The sequence below is a fragment of the Campylobacter concisus genome (assembly GCF_002092845.1).
Lineage (GTDB): Bacteria > Campylobacterota > Campylobacteria > Campylobacterales > Campylobacteraceae > Campylobacter_A > Campylobacter_A concisus_AQ.
In genome coordinates this window covers 139511-158148 of record NZ_LVXF01000023.1, presented here as the reverse complement: position 1 = coordinate 158148, position 18638 = coordinate 139511, and the positions used below count along the sequence as shown (strand labels likewise).

General features: G+C 38.0%; 14 protein-coding genes and 1 tRNA gene. 2 read left to right on the top strand and 13 right to left on the bottom strand.

Features of this window, described 5'->3' with window-relative positions; genetic code table 11:
• Positions 1-39: 39 nt before the first annotated feature.
• On the bottom strand, positions 40-2796 hold the full coding sequence (gene ileS / locus A3854_RS05815) for an isoleucine--tRNA ligase (protein WP_084041696.1): 2757 nt from the start codon (positions 2794-2796) through the stop codon (positions 40-42).
• 95 nt (positions 2797-2891) lie between these two features.
• Here ileS and A3854_RS05810 point away from each other — a divergent pair, with 95 nt between their 5' ends.
• Together A3854_RS05810 and A3854_RS05805 are read left to right on the top strand one after the other, a co-directional pair.
• On the top strand, positions 2892-3989 hold the full coding sequence (locus A3854_RS05810) for a CinA family protein (protein WP_084041695.1): 1098 nt from the start codon (positions 2892-2894) through the stop codon (positions 3987-3989).
• A 122-nt stretch (positions 3990-4111) separates the two neighbouring features.
• Complete coding sequence (locus tag A3854_RS05805) at positions 4112-5362, top strand: pectate lyase family protein (RefSeq protein WP_084041694.1); 1251 nt, start codon at positions 4112-4114, stop codon at positions 5360-5362.
• Positions 5363-5407: 45 nt separating this feature from the next.
• Here A3854_RS05805 and A3854_RS05800 read toward each other — a convergent pair whose 3' ends face one another.
• The 12 genes from A3854_RS05800 to A3854_RS05745 all read right to left on the bottom strand — a co-directional run bounded on the left by A3854_RS05800 (position 5408) and on the right by A3854_RS05745 (position 18609).
• Positions 5408-5962, bottom strand: a complete 555-nt coding sequence (locus A3854_RS05800; RefSeq protein WP_180378652.1) for a hypothetical protein — start codon at positions 5960-5962, stop codon at positions 5408-5410.
• Between the two features lie 32 nt (positions 5963-5994).
• Complete coding sequence (locus tag A3854_RS05795) at positions 5995-6258, bottom strand: hypothetical protein (RefSeq protein WP_084041693.1); 264 nt, start codon at positions 6256-6258, stop codon at positions 5995-5997.
• A complete protein-coding gene (locus A3854_RS05790) occupies positions 6239-6919 on the bottom strand; it encodes an ABC transporter substrate-binding protein (RefSeq protein WP_084041692.1) in 681 nt (226 codons plus the stop codon). Before A3854_RS05790 ends, A3854_RS05795 begins: the two co-directional genes overlap by 20 nt.
• A gap of 66 nt (positions 6920-6985) precedes the next feature.
• Positions 6986-7840, bottom strand: coding sequence for a TPM domain-containing protein (locus A3854_RS05785; protein ID WP_180378651.1), 855 nt, complete (start codon positions 7838-7840; stop codon positions 6986-6988).
• Complete coding sequence (locus A3854_RS05780) at positions 7840-8433, bottom strand: LemA family protein (protein WP_084041690.1); 594 nt, start codon at positions 8431-8433, stop codon at positions 7840-7842. Before A3854_RS05780 ends, A3854_RS05785 begins: the two co-directional genes overlap by 1 nt.
• 100 nt (positions 8434-8533) lie before the next feature.
• Positions 8534-13561 carry a retention module-containing protein gene (locus A3854_RS05775; RefSeq protein ID WP_084041689.1) on the bottom strand — a complete coding sequence of 1676 codons (5028 nt, stop codon included), beginning with the start codon at positions 13559-13561 and terminating at the stop codon, positions 8534-8536.
• Between the two features lie 490 nt (positions 13562-14051).
• Positions 14052-14142: transfer RNA gene (locus A3854_RS05770), tRNA-Ser, on the bottom strand.
• A gap of 107 nt (positions 14143-14249) precedes the next feature.
• Positions 14250-14429 (bottom strand): Pathogenicity locus, encoded by a 180-nt coding sequence (locus A3854_RS05765; RefSeq protein WP_257639237.1) that lies wholly within the window; start codon positions 14427-14429, stop codon positions 14250-14252.
• A gap of 149 nt (positions 14430-14578) precedes the next feature.
• Positions 14579-15259, bottom strand: coding sequence for an orotidine-5'-phosphate decarboxylase (gene pyrF / locus A3854_RS05760; RefSeq protein ID WP_084041688.1), 681 nt, complete (start codon positions 15257-15259; stop codon positions 14579-14581).
• Positions 15256-15651, bottom strand: coding sequence for a transcription antitermination factor NusB (gene nusB / locus A3854_RS05755; protein ID WP_021090843.1), 396 nt, complete (start codon positions 15649-15651; stop codon positions 15256-15258). The genes pyrF and nusB overlap by 4 nt, the downstream gene beginning before the upstream one ends.
• A 1-nt stretch (position 15652) precedes the next feature.
• The gene (ribH, locus tag A3854_RS05750; protein ID WP_084041687.1) at positions 15653-16123 is read right to left on the bottom strand and encodes a 6,7-dimethyl-8-ribityllumazine synthase; all 471 of its coding nucleotides are present in this window, start codon (positions 16121-16123) and stop codon (positions 15653-15655) included.
• A 53-nt stretch (positions 16124-16176) separates the two neighbouring features.
• Positions 16177-18609, bottom strand: a complete 2433-nt coding sequence (locus A3854_RS05745) for a TonB-dependent hemoglobin/transferrin/lactoferrin family receptor (RefSeq protein ID WP_084041686.1) — start codon at positions 18607-18609, stop codon at positions 16177-16179.
• Between the last annotated feature and the right edge of the window lie 29 nt (positions 18610-18638).

Sequence of the window (18638 nt, the reverse complement as noted above, 5' to 3'; positions counted from 1 at the left end):
ACAGCGATCGTTATTACTATGATACTTACGCTTACTGGCTCACTTAGCACTTATGACCTCTTCGCATCTTGGGCATAGCGCATCTTCTTTGCTAGCATTAAATTTCCAGCATCTTGGGCATTTGTGAAGGTTGCTTGCTATAATCTTAAATTTATCACCCTCAAGCTCAAACTCGGCTAGTGACTCGCTATCATCATAAGCTCTAACCGAGCTTACCATGTAAAGATCGGCCACTTCGCGCTCGTCGTAGCTTGTGATGTTGTGGTTTGTGGTCTCTAGACTTAGCTCTAGGGTTGATTTTATCTTTTTGTCCTTCTTAAGAACGTCCACGATCTCGTTAAATTTCTCCCTACTGGCAAAAAGTAGCTCATCTTCAAAGCTAAGGTCGAATTTGATTGGCTCATAGACTAGATCAAACGCGTCTTTTGCCTCGCCCTTGATGATCTTTGGAGCGTAGTCCATCACTTCATCAACAGTGTAAGTAAGCGTTGGAGCGATGAGTGGCAAAAGTGCCTTTGTGATGATCGCCATTGCGCTTTGAGCTGATCTTCTTCTTGGAGCGTCCTTTGCGTCGCAGTAGAGCCTATCTTTACAAACGTCAAGATATACGCCGCTAAGATCGGCTGATAGGAAATTCAAAAGAATGTTAAAGCCCTTTGAAAAGTCATAGTTTCTAAAGCAAGCGCTCGCCTCGTCAAAGACCTTTTTAGCACGAGCTAAGATCCATTTATCAAGGATGTTAAACTCTGTATTTAGGCTCTCAAGGTCATTTACGTTTGCTAGTAAAAAGCGGATAGTGTTGCGGATTTTGCGGTATTGCTCGCTGATTTGTTTTAATATATCTTCGCTTATTTTTAGGTCGCTTGAGTAATCACTCATGCCAACCCAAAGGCGTAAAATTTCCACGCCGTGAGTCTTAGCCACGTCTTGTGGAGCGATGACGTTGCCCTTGCTCTTGCTCATCTTCTCGCCCTTAGCATCGACTGTAAAGCCGTGAGTTAGGATGCTCTCGTAAGGTGCGTGAGAATTTATAGCTGTGCTTACTAAAAGTGAGCTTTGAAACCAGCCGCGGTGCTGGTCTGAGCCCTCTAGATACATGCTTGCAGTGTATTTGCCAGCGTCGTAGTTGTCGCTTTGCAAGACCGCATGCCATGTCGAGCCGCTATCAAACCAAACATCAAGGATGTCCATCACTTTTTCTAAATTTTCAGCCTTGTACTTTGAGCCCTTTGGTAAAAGCTCGTCTATGCTTAACGCCCACCACGCATCAGCACCTTTTTCTTTAAAGATAGCCACGATGTGGTCTAAAATTTCACTATCAAATATAACTTCTTTTGTCGCTTTATCTCTGAAAAATGCGATCGGCACGCCCCAGTCACGCTGACGAGAGATGCACCAGTCCGGGCGATTTTCTATCATTGAGCCTATTCTTTTTATGCCAACACTTGGATAAAATTTAACCTTTTCAAGTTCGCTAAGTGCTGTTTGTCTAAGCGTTTTGCTACCAAGTTTAGCCTCATCCATAGCTATAAACCACTGCTTTGTAGCTCTATAAATAACAGGCTTGTGCGTTCTCCAACAAAATGGATAAGAGTGCCTAAATTTAGAGACGCTAAGCAAGCTTTTGCCAAGTAGCTCTAAAATTTTCTCATTTGCTTTAAAGATGTGCATACCGACAAACTCATCTACCACGTCGCTTCTAAATAGTCCGTGATGTTTTATGCTCTCATCGTAGCAGCCACCATCATCAACTGGCATCAAAATTTCGCTAAAACCATATTTTAAACATACGTAGTAGTCGTCTTCGCCGTGACCTGGAGCTGTATGAACAAGTCCAGTACCACCATCCATCATGACGTGATCGCCTAGTAAAAATCGCGACTTTCTGCCATTTAATGGATTTATCGCGTGAGTATTTTCAAGTAGGCTTGATTTAAACTCTTTTTTGATCTCGCCCTTGCTTAGGCCACTTTGCACAACGCTTTCAAGTAGTGGCTTTGCAAAGATCAAATTTTCAGCCGTTAGCACGTAAATTTCATCTGGTTTTAGACTTATGGCTTGATTTGCTGGGAGTGTCCAAGGCGTGGTCGTCCAGATGACAGCGCTTGCCTCTTTTACGCCAAGCTTTTCTAGCGCGTCGCTGTCAAGCTCAAATGCTACGTAAATAGAGTAGTCCTCTTTCTCCTCGTACTCGACCTCAGCCTCAGCTAGCGCCGATCTAGCCGCCCAGCTCCAATAAACCGGCTTGCTTCTTTCTATCAAAAGGCCTTTTTTAGCGATCTCGCAAAGCGCTTTGTAGATGTCAGCCTCAAACTCAAATTTCATCGTCATGTATGGATTTTCAAAGTCGCCGATGATACCAAGGCTTTTAAATTCATTTCGCTGAATGTCTATAAATTCTCTCGCGTGCTGTCTGCAAAGCTCTCTGATCTCGACCTTGCTAAGCTCTTTTTTCTTATCGCCAAGCTTTACTTCGACTTGCTGCTCGATAGGTAAGCCGTGGCAGTCCCAGCCTGGCACGTAGCGGACGTTTTCGCCGCAAAAATAGTGCGTTTTTGTGATGATATCTTTTAAAATTTTATTTAACGCGTGACCGATGTGTAGGTGGCCGTTTGCATACGGAGGGCCGTCGTGGATGTTGAAGTTTTTAACCGCATTTTGGCGGTTTTTCTTCATTTTTTCATAAACCTTGCGCTCTTCGTACCATGATTTTAGTCTTTGCGGTTCATTTTGTGGGAGATTTCCGCGCATCGGGAAATTTGTCTCTGGGAGTAAAAGTGTCTCTTTGTAGTCCATTTTTTACCTTGATTTTAAAATTTGCTAATTTTACACCTGTGCTGGTTAAATCACACTGAAAAATAGTATAATGAGGCAAAAAAAGGAGCTTAAAAATGAGACAAAGTATCTTGATAATAGGCGAAGATCTTGAGATAAATAGAGAATTTCTAAACTACATTTTTCAAAGCTACGAGGATCATTTTGGCGAGCTTGGAGTGGTCAGTTTTGCTCCAAAAAATAGCAAAGAGCTACCTTTTATCATCGAAAATTTATCAAAAAATTACGACTTTGTAAGCATTTTTGGCTCGGATGAAAATTTTGCCATCGCTGCAAAGATAGTAGCGACGCTAACTGGGGGCTCGCTCGAGCTAAAAGATAGCACGACGCTCGCGCTTAAAGATAGCTTAGACTACTCTAAAAATAGCTTTTTAGCCAGCCTAAATAACGCCCAGATAAATCTCATAAAAGCCAACCCAAATGAAGAGCTGGGCGAGTTTTTAGTCGAATATGAGCCTGATTTTAGCTACTTTCATCTAATGGACATCGACGCTGATAGTGCGAGGATCCTTATGCTGCCACTTGCTAAAACTTACGAGGTTGATATCACTCTTGCGCAGATCCTGCCAAATTTGATACTAGTAAGGGCAAAAAGCAATAAATTTGGCCAGATCGAGAGCTTTTTGCAAGGGGTAAAAACGCTATTTTCGCAAAAATTTATCCCACAAAAAGATATGATCGAATTTATAGCAAAGAAGCTCATGCAAAAGGGACTTAAAATTTCATTTGCTGAGTCTTGCACGGCTGGGCTTGCGGCGGCTAAATTTGCAAGATATGGCGGCATCTCGGCTAGCTTTGATGGCTCATTGGTGACTTATGCAAACCACATAAAACACGAGTGGCTAGGCGTTGAGGATGAGATTTTAGATACTTACGGAGCCGTGAGCGAGCCTTGCGTAAAAGCGATGATAAAAGGTACGCTAAGCACGACAAATGCGGACTTCGCGCTTGCTATTAGCGGTATAGCAGGACCAGGTGGTGGCACAGCTAGCAAGCCAGTTGGCACGGTATATGTCGCAGCTGGCGATAGAAACGGCAACATCGAGGTTGAGAGGCTACTTTTAAAAGGGGAGCGCAACTACGTTAGAGAGCAAAGCGTGCTAAGTGCCTATCTATGCCTACTTCGTCTAAAAAGCGAGATATTTTTCGCGTAAAATTTCGCTTTTACTAAAAATTTATAAAAGTCTTACGCTAAATTTAATGAGCCAAAATAAAATTCGGCAGCGATTTTCTAGCAGAAGATCAAAAATAAAAAGCCAAATTTGGGAGGCTAAAGATGTTTAAAAAGATATTGTTTCTCGCCGTTGGTGCATTATTTGCATTTGGTGCTGAGACACAAGCGGGCGAGATAAAAGCAAGCGACTTGCCCTTTGGCTACGCTAGCATTGATGCAGAGCAAAATTTTGGCGGATACGTCGGCAAAGAGAGTAAAGAAGTCGTCGTAAAAGACAGACAAGAGCTCGTAAAATACGCTCAAGTGGGTGGTTACGTCATCTATGTGGATGGGCTCATAGACCTTAGCGAAGGCAAGATCCCACAAAATGGCAATAGCGATGGGCTGGATAAATTTATAAGCGAGATTAGCGGTAGCGAGTTTAGCTCTTATGCCAAATTTATGCAGGCTTACGGCGCTTCGTGCCATGCAAATTTAGATGGTTCGCAAGATCCAAAGTTAGCAGCGCTTCGCAAAAATTTAGCCAACGAGTACAAAAAGCTCATCGTAGTGCCGGTAGCTAGCAACACCACGATAATCGGCCTAGGCGAAAACTCAGGCATAAAAGGCGGCTCGCTTTTGTTAAAAAATGTCCAAAATATCGCGATCCGCAATATGAAGATCGAAGATGCTTTTGATCCATTTCCAGATATACAAAAAAATGACGGCTTTAATGCGCAATATGACGGCGTCAGCATAGAGTCAAGCAAAAACATCTGGGTAGATCACTGCCATTTTAAGGACACGGTCGAGCTTGGTCATGTCCATTTAGCAGGCGGAGAGCTTACCAAATGGCAGACTTACGACGGACTATGCGACATCAAGGGAGACAGTGCGGCTATCACGATCTCGCATAACATCTTTGAAAACCACGACAAAACGATGCTAATAGGCTCAAGAGACTCAGATGGCAGTAGCGAAACAAGGACGATAACGGTCGCTCATAACATTTTTGACAACTGCGCGCAACGCCTACCTATGGCACGCAATGCAAAGGTGCACGTCTATAACAACTTTTATGACTCAAAAGATGGCTTCTATGACCAAAAATACGCCATTGGCGTGCGCTTTGGCTCGCTAATATACGCTCAAAACAACTACTTTACAAATGGCGTCAAGATAAGCTACAAATGTAACAAAGGCGCCATTTTTGAAAGCGGCAACATAGACCTTTCTAAAAAGGGCAGCGTTTGCGAAAAGCTAACCAAGCCGCCATTTGAGCCTCCATATAAATTTGAGCTCCTCAAAGCCTCAAATGTCCAAAACGAGGTAAATCAAAACGCAGGCACAGGCAAACTAGCCGTCATAAAATAATATCACCAAAGCCCCGAGCAAGCCACTTGGGGCATAAAAATAAAACTAAATTTTTATATTTTTACAAGATAAAACGCTAGCACATAGCCCATATATCAGTACGCAAAGGCTAACACTTAGTCCAAATACGCTAAGAGCCGCGGTCTGGCTAAAAGAGAGGGTAAAAAAGGAGATAAAGCTTGTGATAAATGCACAAAATATCCCATAAATTCGCTCTTTCTCGCTAAGACTATCATTTAGCGCAAATATCATGTAGTCAATCCCCACAGCGCTTGCAAGTGTGAGTCCAAAGACACCAAAAATGCTTAAATTTATGCCAAAAATAGCAAAGATAAAGAGCGTAAGAAGCACGCCAAAGATGATGATGCCCATCACAAGTGCCGAGATAAGCGCACTAAAATAAAACCATAGCAGTAAAAACGCGATCACAAGCGCTGCTATTTTTAGCTTTAAGGCAAGCTCTTTTGCCTGAGTTAGGCTTTCATTTAGCGAATCAGCAAAATTTAGGCTAAAAGCGTTGTGGCGCTTCAGCACCTCATCACTTTGAGCCCCTTTTACAAAGCCACTCACGTAAGATACACTCGTATTTTCATCAAGCATAAATTTCTTAAAATCCTTCATTGATTTTAGAGCTAAAATTTCTTTTTTAAATCTTTGACTCCGATCTTTTCTTTTGAAATGGCTAAAACTGCGATATTTTCTTTATGAGAAAGACAGATTTTACCTCGCATCTTTGCTTTAAATTTTAAGTAGCGAGATATTTTAAATGAGTTTTGTTTTATTAAATTTGGGTATTTTTTTACTCTTCTGCGATCTTTTTTATCTAGCATTTTTGGGCTAAATTTCTCACCGCAAAAGCTGATAAGAAGATGAATCTCACCCCTTTTTATAGGCATTTAATCTCTTTTTATAATTTTCATCATACTCTAAGGCTTTTTCAAACTCAGCAGTAAATGCTCTAAGACAATCATTTTTTTGCTGGTTTTCATCGCCAAATGATCTAATACGTGGTGTAAAAGTAATCTTATCTTTTCTAAAATCAGCCTCTTTTAGATCAAAGTTTAAATTGCTCATTTTGCTATTTAAGATATGCAAGGCACATTTTCTTGGCCCAAAGATAAAATTTTGCCCGTTTAAGGGCTTTAGGCTTCTTACTAAAACGCCACCATAAAGAGATAGCTCGCTTTTAAAAGATATGTCAAAGCCAAAGTTGTGAAAGTAAATTTCCCCTGCCTCACACTGCCTTTTATAGGTATTTGCATCAAAACAAGTATAAATTTCAAGCTCGCTAAATTTATACTCTTTGCCAGAAACAATCAAAACTTTACTTTGCATAAGCTCGCATAAAAAGCTCTGAAATTTATCGTCAAAAAACTCTTTAAAACCAGTAGTACCAACTATCTCTTGCTTTATATTTTTATCTAGAATTTTAAAGTTATTTTGTTTAAGTAGGCCAAATTTTTCTTTATCAAAATGACTTTGCTCTAAAAATTTACTAAGCACAGCCACTAGATCAAATTTAGCAAAATGGCTTTTAAGCAACTCACCAGCTAGCATCTTTGCTCCTAAGTTTTTATATATTTTAAAGGATTTGAGCTTTACAAGCTAATCTTTGATGAAATTTTACCAACTGCCACTTGCTCCACCTCCGCCAAAACCGCCTCCGCCGCCACTAAAGCCACCACCTCTTGAACTACTTGAATGGCCGCTGCCACTGCTATTTGAGTCTGATCTATCGCGCCTAAAGTTACTGTGTGTATTTTTGCTTTGAGTATTTTTTTTAAAGGCATTTTTTAAAATAATAAAAAATATTACAAACACAATGGCAAAGACAATGAAGTAATTTTGTACGCCAAAAAATTGCTCAAATACCGTAGATGCAAGCCCTGCAAAACACGCACTAAAGCCAATTCGCATAAAAAATTTACCTAAAAAGCCAGAGATAAAACACGAGATCATGCCAGCAAAAAAGGCAACTATTCCAAACGGTATCTCTTCATCATCACTCACACTTTCAAATTCTTCGCCACTAGCCACTTTTATGATAGCTTTTGTGCCCTCTATGACGCCACCGCCCATATCGCCTTGCTTAAATTTAGGCACTATCACATCATTTATGATCTGGCTTGATATAGCGTCAGTTAGCACACCTTCTAGTCCATAGCCAACTTCTATACGTATTTTTCTCTCGTTTGGAGCAATTATTAAAAGCACTCCATTGCTGCTTTGTTTTTGTCCCAGCTTGTAGCCTCTAGCTACCCCAAGAGAGATATCTTCTATGCTTTTATTTTCTAGTGATTTAAGCGTCACGATAGCAATTTGTGTCGTACTATTTTGCTCGTAATTTTGCACCAAGCCCAAAAGCTCATCCTTCTCATTTTTAGAGAAAATTTGAGCCTCGTCATTTATCTGCTCGTTAAAATTTATGGCAAAACAAAAGCAAAATGCAAAAAATAAAAGAGCAAAAATTTTCTTCATCATTTCTCAAATGAAACTTTTGGGTTTATCTTCTCTTCGTTGCTTATTTCAAGATTTTGTTTTGGCTTTAGTTCAGGATAAAAAGTACTTGCTATAAATTTATTTGGAAAGCTTCTAAGGGCTACGTTATACTCTTTTACAGCTTCGATATAATCATGCATTGCTACACTTATGCGGTTTTGCGTACCTTCAAGCTGGCTCTGAAGAGATAAGAAATTTTGATTTGCTTTTAGCTCTGGGTAGTTCTCACTAACTGCCATAAGCCTGCCAAGCGCCAAGCCAAATGAGCTTTGTGCTGTCATAAATTCTTTCATCTTAGCTTCATCGCTAAGACCACTTGCATCAACGCTTACTTGCATGCTCTTGCTTCTAGCATTTGCCACATCTTCAAAAATTTTTTGCTCATGAGCTGCGTAGCCTTTTACAGTTTCAACCAAATTTGGTACAAGCTCGGCTCTTCTTTTATATTGATTTAACACCTGCGACCACTTTGCATTTACATTTTCATCAAGTGCAACAAATGAATTTATATACTTAAAAGCACCAAAAGCAAGTGCAGCAATAACTATAATAACGGCTATTAAATTTTTCATATTTTCTCCTTTAAGGAGCAAATATTAGTAAAACAAGACTTAAAAAATAATGTGAGTTTGAGTTTGAAATGAGTGCGAATTTACGCACTCATTTTGGGGATTAAAGATCGGTATGGATTTTGTCGTCTATTTGGATATGGATAGTTTTTCCATTTATTTGATCTATGCTTGTGTAGCCTTTAAATCCAGCAGTATCATATGTATGATCTGCTGTCCATTTATGAACTAGATCAACTTTTGTGATTTTATTGCCATTAGCATCAACATCACCACCTTTTATCTTAAGTACCGTGTCAGGATTATCAGTGATATCAAGGATATTTTGTGCATTAAATTTGATCTCTGTCTTTCCTTTAAGCTCAAGATTTTCAAAGCTTTCCACTTTTGAATCAAGATTAGTAATACCTCTAAGATCAACTATTTGCTTATCAAACACCAAAGTATCATGACCTTCGCCACCTTTCATATCTTTACTTGCATCAAATTTAACCGTATAGTTTTCAATGCCTATATGAAGTGGTTTATAAGGCTCGTAAGACTTAGACACTAAACCATCCGAATCCGAGGTCTTAAGAGTAGCTTTGACTTCCAAATCATAAGCTGATCTAGCATTAATATCTAATGATTGCTCGAATACACCTTTTGTTATATCTTCAGCCGATAAAGTATGTGTTGCAGTCTTGGTTAGTGCATGGTGGTTGTCTGGATCAGTGTATTTAAACTCTACCGTATCTCCATTTCTAGCATCTTCATTAAGATAAACTTTAACCGTAGTAGATCTCTCGCCACTTTCTGAGGTTTTTATATCTTTATTAAACATGATGCCTCTTATAGCATCGATTTCAGCATGTGCCGTATCGCTTACTGTTTTGCTCTCACCAAATGTGTCAGTTAGAGTAACTTCAGCTTTTGTTTCTTTATCAACTGCGATAGTAGCATTGAGATCAAGTGGCTTATCTCTATCAAGCGTTTGTTGAGAATTATCATCTAAATTTTTAAGTGTAATTTTTCCATTTACATCTTTTCCCATAACTTCATAATGTTTAGTTAAGATAGATCCATTAGGATTTGTTATCTTAACATCTATCTTATCGCCTGCTATAACGCTTCCTGGGATAGAAACATGAACCTTTGAAATTTTACTACCTGACTCATCTCTTGAGATAATGCCATTATCATTTTTATCAGCAACTATGCTTACACTTAATCCCGCTTCACTTAAAGGTGCAAGTTTAGCTTTTGCTTCGCTGCTAGTTGTAGTCTCAGCACCATTTGTTATAGTAGCTACTGCACTAGTTTCACGACCTGGAAGCATAGCAACGCCAGGAATTTTTATAGTATTGTTTGCTAACTGTGTAGTAACATGAGTAGTATCATCTGTAAGTGAAATTTTACCATTGGCAGTTTTTGAAACTGTGTAATTTATTGTCCTATCAGCCGTAGTACCATCGGCTTTAGGCTCTTTTATAGTTACTGCTATCTTATCACCATTTGTGACATTATGCGGCACCTGAACGCTTATAATTGTCTTTTTTATATCATTGTCCAAAATAGCTTCATCTCTGTCTATTACATTGTCTCTACTTGCATTATCTTCAACAAATTCAATCTTTAAATTTTTAGTATCTACTGACTCCAATGTAGCTTTAGCTGTCTTTGTTACTCCATTTATAGTAGCTTCAACCACTGCTGGATGATCTTTATCTATATGAACATTAGAAATTTTTAGTTTATTTCCTGGCTCAAGTGCAACAATGCTGCCACCCGCATCTTTTATAGTAACGTTTGTACCATCATTTGAAGCAACGGTATAAGTTTTCTCTGCCCCACCATTTACCTTAACTTTTATAGTATCGCCACTATTTACAGTGGTTGGGATTTGAAGTATTGCCGAAGTGGTATTTAAATTTCCATCCTTCATGGCTTCATCTCTACTTAGAACTCCGTTTCTATCTTTATCCTCATCAATAAATAGCCTAAAGCCTGTTCCAGAACCGCTACCTTGAGCATCAAGCGTAATATCGCTATTTGTCTCAACCTTATCAGCACCAGTATTATCAGTAACCTTGGCATTAATGATAGTCTTATGATCTTCTGTTAAGCCAAGTGTATATTTGACCACCTTATTGCCATCAGCATCATCGGTAATATCAAGCTCTTCACTGCCATTTTTGGCTATCAATTTGCCGTTATTATCTTTTACTATCTCGTATGTCTTAGTTGTTTTATTGTTTGGTGTATCTTCGTTGTGTGACTCTACTATTAATTTATCACCTAAAACAAAATTTGAAGGAAGCTTGATAGTTGCTATAGTAGTCGCTCCAGTTGCCTCTGTGCTGCCCAAAATACCATCATTATTGGTATCTTTTTCAAAAGTTATCTCCATGTCTTCATGAAGCTTTTCAAGAGTATTATGATTTTGAGCTTCGGCTTTCTTGCCGCCACTTGCATCGGTGGTCTCAGTAGTTACATTGATGGTCTTGCCAGCAATGATCTCTACGCCAGGAATTTCTATCTCATTTTTATCACTTGCAGTTATAGAAGTATGAGTAGAAGTATCTTCTAGCATGATTTTACCGCTTGGGTCTCTACCTGTAACCTTATAAGTTTTAGGTGAAGTGCCATTATCTATTTTTACAGTTACCACATCACCAGCTATAACGTTATTTGGCACTTTTACTACTACTGTCGTTTTATGTAGGTCACCATCCGCGTCCTTGCTCTCTGCTCTCGTTAAAGATACGTTACGGTCAGCATCCTCTTTGAAATATACTGCCATATCGTTTATATTTGAGATAGTAACCGTGCTTGTATCTTCTGCATGTTGAATACCATCTTTATCTTTTATCTCAGCTGTTACTTTAGTTTCTAGACCAGTTGCTGTTTTAATGCCAGAAATTTTAAAGCTTCTACCATCTATTTCTGTATCTATTTTATTGCCATTGCTATCTTTTACAAAGAACTTACCATTATTATCTTTTCCAATAGTATATTTTATTTCTCTAGCAGTAGCTTCATTTGGCTCTTTTATAGTTACAGTTAGTTTATCTCCACTTACTGCATTTTTAGGAAGCTTGATGGTAACTGTTGTGCTATCAAGATCACCATCACTCATAGCTTGCTCTCTGCTCATACTCCTAGTGCCATTAGCCTCTCCAAAGATAACTTCAGGTTTTTTTACATATTCTAAACTGGCCGATACTTCTGACTCATTTATAGATGTATGTCTATTTGGATTTAAATTTGTAACTTTGGCCTTAATAGTCGTATCTTCTCCATGCTTTAGCTGTATACCAGAAACATTGATGATATATTGATTATCACCTGCTTTTATAGGTGTTAAAACATTAGAAGTTCCGTTTTCTGTTACACTAGTCACAGCACCTTTACTATCCATATGTATAGTAAATTCTCTTGTATAAGTTTTAGATGGATTATTTACAGGATCATCAGGATCAGGTCCAGTAATAGTTAGTGTAAGCTTATCACCATTATCAATTTTATTTGGCAGAGTAATCCTTGCTGTGGTTTTATTTACTTCATTGTCATCAGTACTTTCTTGTCTTGAAATTTCATGAAGAGTCTTTTCTTCTGGTAATGTCATTTCTAAATTTCTACCAATAGGCATTACACTATCTTGATCTGACTCTTCACTTTTTCGAACATTGTTTTTATCTACCACATGAACACTAGCTGATGTTCTTACATCTGGAAATATCGGAAGAGATGTATTTACTTTTTGATTATCAATCATCTCTTGTGTAAGAGAAATTTCTTTTGTTGTATCTTGCTTAGTTAGTGGATCGGTATAAGTTATAACTATCTTATCGCCAATAACTACATCTTTTGGTAGAGTTATTTCTACTGTCGTACTTCTAAAGTCGTTATCTTGCTTATTTTCATTATCATATAGATAGATATTATCATCTGTATCTTCAGTAAATTTCAAAGTCGGTTTTACATCAAGAGTAGTAGAGTCACTTGCAGTTGCACTTCTCATCGTGTTTGTGCTATCTGCTACGTAAGCCTCTACTTTTGAAGGCTTACCGTGCTCAACTGGCATATTATCTATCTTATATCCATTATCTATTATGTTTTGATCAATAGATACATTTCTATCCTCGGTTGTGCCATCAGGCTTTGTCAAAGTCACGTGAAGCACATCTCCAACAATCACATCTTTTACAGTTATAAGTACTGGAGTTTCATTTAATTTGCCATCTTTAGCATTTTCAGTATATGTTAATAGATTATTATCAGGGCTGTTATCTTCTGTAAATTTAACTTCTGGAGCACTAAAGCCACTTGAAGTTACGCTATCTTCACTTCTACCACTAACATTTCCTTGAAAATTTGTAATAGTTGCATCAACTTTTGAAATTTTACCAGTCTGTATTGGTGCATCAAACTGATAACCATTGCTTATGATAGTTGGAGTGATAGGAATTGTTTTATTTTCAGTATTACCATCTGGCTTAGTTATAGTGATATTTAGTATATCTCCAGCCCTTACTGTGCCATCATTTGGAATTGTAATAAGAACTTTTGATGTATTTAAATTTGTATCGCGTGCATGCTCAACCCTACTTAAAGTACCATCGTTATTAAGATCGCTTATAAAAGTTACAAGAGGATTGCTTGGGATTATAGTATCATCTCCACCATTGTATCCGCTTATTGGGCTATCGTATGATGCAAAAGCTCTGTTTGTATCACTTAAATTTCTATATGTTGCATTAATGTTTGAGTAGTGACCACCCTCAGCAAATTTAGCGTCACTTAGGCTAACGCCATCTCCACCAGCAGCAGCAGTATTTCCACCAGCTGCGGTCTCTTCAAGTTTTGTTAAATCTCCACCATTTAAAATAGCATTTTGCAAATCACTAATATCTGCCAAGCCTTCCGCACCTATAGTACTTTGATTTAAAGCAAGTGTGTCATTGCCTACAATCGTAATCTCTTTTCCATTATTTGAAACAATTGTTATTTTATCAGCTGCATCGCTTGTCTTGATGCTCTCTCCCATATAAAGGATGTCACCTACTTTTAGATCTCTCTCATTTCCGTTTTGATCGATAGCAACTGCCTTGCCACTAATAAATTTTACTACTCCAGCTTCTTTAGCCAAGATTACTCCTTATTATTATTTTTTGTATTATTTAAATTTTTACGTGATTATATACTATCTTTATAAGATATAACTTTATATGAGAAATTTTATCTTTTAAGAAAAAAATATATTAATTAAATATATAAATTCCAAATGTCAATAGTTTGTAAAAAGCGAATTCTGAGCTTTTATCAAAAAATAGCTTTTTGATTATCAATATAATTAATTAAGCAAAATATAATATTTTTTATAATAAAAACTTAATTTAAGATATTTTTAATTAGTTTGAAACAACAATATAACCAAAAAAATCATATTTTTTAAAAAATGTGTGATCACTATAAAATTTTTACTTATAAATTTCACAAAAAATAATCAGTCTAAAATCTACAAACTTATAGTTAAGTTTTTACTAGGTAAGCAATTTTCTAACGCGGAAAATTTTATATAAAGATGTTCAAAAAATAATGTTAAACAATAATAAAATTGTATGATTATCTATAAGCAGTGGCGGACAGAGAGGGATTTGAACCCTCGAGCCCCGATTAAGAGCTGCACCCTTAGCAGGGGTGTGGTTTCAGCCACTCACCCATCTGTCCATAAAAAAGAAATCGCATTATAATTGAAGGCCGCTGATATCTTGCTTAAATTTACATTTCACAATTGCAGACCTCAGATAGAAAATCTAAAACAAAAATTTATAAATTTAGTCCTTCAAAAGCCACCATTTTAGCTTGGCTTTGTCTGGGTGCGGCGTATTGGCGTAGTAGCAAATCATACGATAAAACATATAAAAACGCCTATCGCTACCGCGACCAAACGCCTTTGTGCACTCGAACATCTTGCTATGATCCGCGCCATTTAGTAAAGCGATATCCTTAACCAAGTGCTAGTAGATACGCTTTAGCCGCTCAGCCAACAAGAGGATTTTCTTAAAATCACTCAAATTTAGTTCCTCACTTCGCTTTGATATCATCTTCACGCAACATTTTGTAAAAAAGCTTAGTTAAAAACCACTTCACACAAGTTCAAATATTAAATTTGCTCCAAAATTCGTTCACAAATTTCTCTTGGATTTACATTCTCATAAATCGGCCTACCAACAACGATAAAATCACTACCCTCTTGCTTTGCACTCACTAAGTTTGCTACTCTTTTTTGATCTCCAGCACTCTCTCCAAAAGGCCTAACACCAGGGCAAAGTGTGATAAATTTATCATTTGTTACATCTTTGATGAGCTTACTTTCAAAAACGGAACAGACCATTCCATCAAGCCCTGCTTCAAAACTCATCTGGCTAAATTTTCTAACAGCTCTTGCAATCGTATCGTTATAAATAGCGTCAAATTCGCTCTCACTAAAGCTAGTAAGTGCCGATACTGCGAGCACCAAAGGACGGCTTCCAAGACCAGCTAGCCTATCCATAACTGTCTTCATCGCGCGTTCACCAGCGCTAGCATGCACATTTATCATATCTACGCCGATTTTTGAGACGACTTCAGCCGCATCTGCCATCGTATTTGGGATATCATAGAGCTTTAGATCGAGGAAAATTTTAAAATTTCCAAGTCCTTTTAGCTCTTCTATAAATTTTGCCCCATCCCTAAGATAGCTTCTAAGCCCCACTTTTAGCCAAAGATCAAGCCCTTTTAGCTCGCTAGCAAGGGCTAAATTCTCTTCACGACTAGCCATATCAAGCGCAACACAGAGCCTCACAGATCGCCCTTTAGCTTATCAAGTACACCGTTTATAAATTTTGGTGCCTGATCACTTCCAAGCTCTTTCGCAAGCTCGATCGCTTCGTTTATGATAACAGCCTTATCAGTTTGGCTAAATTTCATCTCATAGAGCCCAAGTCTAAGGATGGCTAGTTCAGTTGCACCAACCTTACTAAAATCGCCGTCTTTTAGATATGGCTTTAAAATTTCATCTAGTTTTTCTTTATTTGCGAGCACCTCTTTAAAAGTCTGCTGCGCCTCACTTTTTCGCTCGTTTCTTATCTTTTTCTCTTCCAGAAATTCCTCTTCAAATGCAGCAGTTACCGGATTTATCTCATTTGAGTATAGCAGCGAAACGACGGCCTGCCTAACCTGATGACGAGTCGCCATTTTACGCCTCCAAATTTTTATATAAGCTTAGCATCTCGATCACGCCCGTCATCGCTTCAAAGCCCTTGTTTCCGGCCTTTGAGCCAGCTCGCTCGATGGCTTGTTCGATGTTATCTACCGTTAGCACGCCAAATGTCACCGGTTTGCCGTATTTTAGCGTGACATTTGCGATGCCCTTGGTAGTCTCGGCGCTAACATAGTCAAAGTGAGGCGTAGAGCCGCGGATCACCGCTCCCACGCAGCAAACGGCGTCAAATTTACCGCTGGCTAGCGCCTTTTCTAGCACCATCGGTATCTCAAACGCACCCGGCACCAAAATGAGGCTCAAATTCGCCTCGTCGCCGCCGTGACGCAAAAACGCGTCCCTCGCGCCCTCGACCAGCCTATCGGTGATGATGTGGTTAAACCTCGCGCCCACTATAGCGACCTTCTCGCCGCCTTTTAGAGCCAAATTTCCTTCGATTATTTTCATTAATTTCTCCTTAGATTTTTGCCTAGTTTATCAAAATCTTATTTAAACTAAAGCTAATATCTAATCTCAAAAGAAACGCTAAAATTTCTACCAGGAGCAGTATATCGCTCAAGTCCGGTACCATCAAATTTAACATAGCTTTGGTTACCGTTATATCTAAGCTGTCTTAAATTTTCCCAAGTAGAATACTCTTTGTTAAAAATATTAAACACGCCTGCATTGATGCTGAAATTTTTACTGATCTTATAACCCATAGTTAAGTCAAAGACAAAATAGCTTTTGCTTAGGAATTTATGTGCTTCTGACTGAGTTATACCAGTCACTTTGCCTGTATCTCTATCGACGATTATCTGAGAAAAATTTGGTGGTATTTTTGAAACCGCATCTTTTGCTTTTTTAGCTGCTACAAATTTGCTAGTTAATAAAAGATCAAATTTATTATCACTATACCCAAGCCCAGCCACTGCAGTAAACGGCTGAATAGCCATAAGTGAAGTCCCATCATTTTTTTTGCCACGTGCATAGGTCGCTTTTAAGCTTGCATATAAATTTTCACTTAAATTTAGTGCATTCCCATTTACACGTGAATTTAGCTCCAAGCCTTTGACGGTAGCTCTACCAACATTTACATGTTTAAAATCGAGACTTTTTTTACTGTATTTTTTTACAAGCTCCCATGTATCAAAATCAAGTTCTTCTATCTCATCAATACCAACATCATAATCAGTATCAATAAAATCTCTATATTTAGAATAAAAAGCACTAAGAGCAAGCGCATAACTCTGACCTGATGACAATAAACTTACTTCATGATTAAAGGCTTTTTCTGGTTTTAGCTCCAAATTTCTAACATATCTTGTACTGTCCCTAGGTGTATCAAAATACATCTCCTCCACTCTTGGTGCACGAAAACCGGTACTAAACGCATAGTTAACACTCACATTGTTATTTATATCATATTGGGCTCCTGCATTGTAAGTAATAGCTTTAAATTTGCTATTTTTAAGATATGGCGTAGCCACCATTTTATATCCTGTACCAGAGGCAATATTTGCTTGCTCTGGTTTATATACATATCTATCAAGCCTAACTCCATAATTTAGACTTAAGGCCTCATTTAAGCTCATATCGTCACCTAGAAAAGCATATTCAAGAGTGCTTTTTACTGGCTGAGCAAAGGTTACATCCGTTGCCTTAACCGGCTTAAAAGGATTTGCTGGATCTACGATAAAACCACTACCGCTCCATTTTGTATTAAAACTTTGTCTAAGTTGTAAATTTTTATTTTTAAAGGTAGAGATATGCCTACCAAGACCAAAACTCAAGATGTGAGAAATTTTACCTGCATTAATGTCACCACTCATGCCGCTTATATCGAACTGTTTTTTATCTTGAAAAAATTCATAGCTATCTTTTTGATCAAAACTTGAGTTGTATTGCATGTCGTTTGGATAGTTTGCATGATATCTTGTGAAATTTGACCTCTGCTGCACTCTTTGCCTATAAAAGCTTACCTTTAAATTACTTAGTAAAGCATCATGGTCTGGTACAAACTCATAGTAAATTCCATATCTTTTGTAAGGGATGCTATCTCTTGTCTGCTTTCTATTAAGTGTTGCGGTACTATTACTCTTCTCTTCTGTAAAATAGTTTTGCCTAAAGTCTTCATATGATGTATTTAAAAAATGCGAGTCAACCCTATAGCCAAATTTCATCAAATTTGAGTGTGTGCGAAATCTCACGTCATCAGGCAAAATTCTACCAAAAGAGCAAAGTTCTGGGTATTTATCTGCCAAATACGAATCCTCCATACTAGTCCCCATTCCACAAAATGGCACATCGTCCAACTTACCGCTGTAAAAATTTTTTGTCTGTTTGCCACGCTTGTACGTGTGCTGAAACAGTGTTTCGATCCCGCCTGCTTTTACGCCTGCACCTGCAACTTGCCTAAATTCACTATTTTTTGATGCATATGCGCTTTTGCTATAAAAACCAACATTTTGCCCATCCCTTACAAAGTCATCAATATTTTTTGTTTGCATACTAACGCTACCACCGATTGCGCCACTACCTTTGTTTAATGAATTTGCACCTTTTACAAATTCTACACTGCTTATATTTTCAAGCTCGGTGCTATTTCGGTTTCCATTTAAAATCCCTAAAATATTATAAGAGCGGGGCATAAAACTCTCAACGGCTTCCATTCCGTCTATTTTTAAAGAAACCCTATCACTATCTACACCTCGTATAGCATATCCATTATTACCACTTCTACCACCTTCTGTAACAGTTACGCCAGTTTCGTTTCGCACAAGATCTCGCTCAGAGAAAATTTGACCCTTTTTTAACTCGCTTTTACTAAGCTCTGTTTTTTTCGATGATATACCAGCCGCACTTACAACAACACCTTCTAGTAGCAGATCTTGCGATGCAAAGACTAAGCTGGATGCCATACTAGATACAAATAAAATTCTATAAATTCTCATAAAATCTCCTTGAATTTAAAACTAGTTTG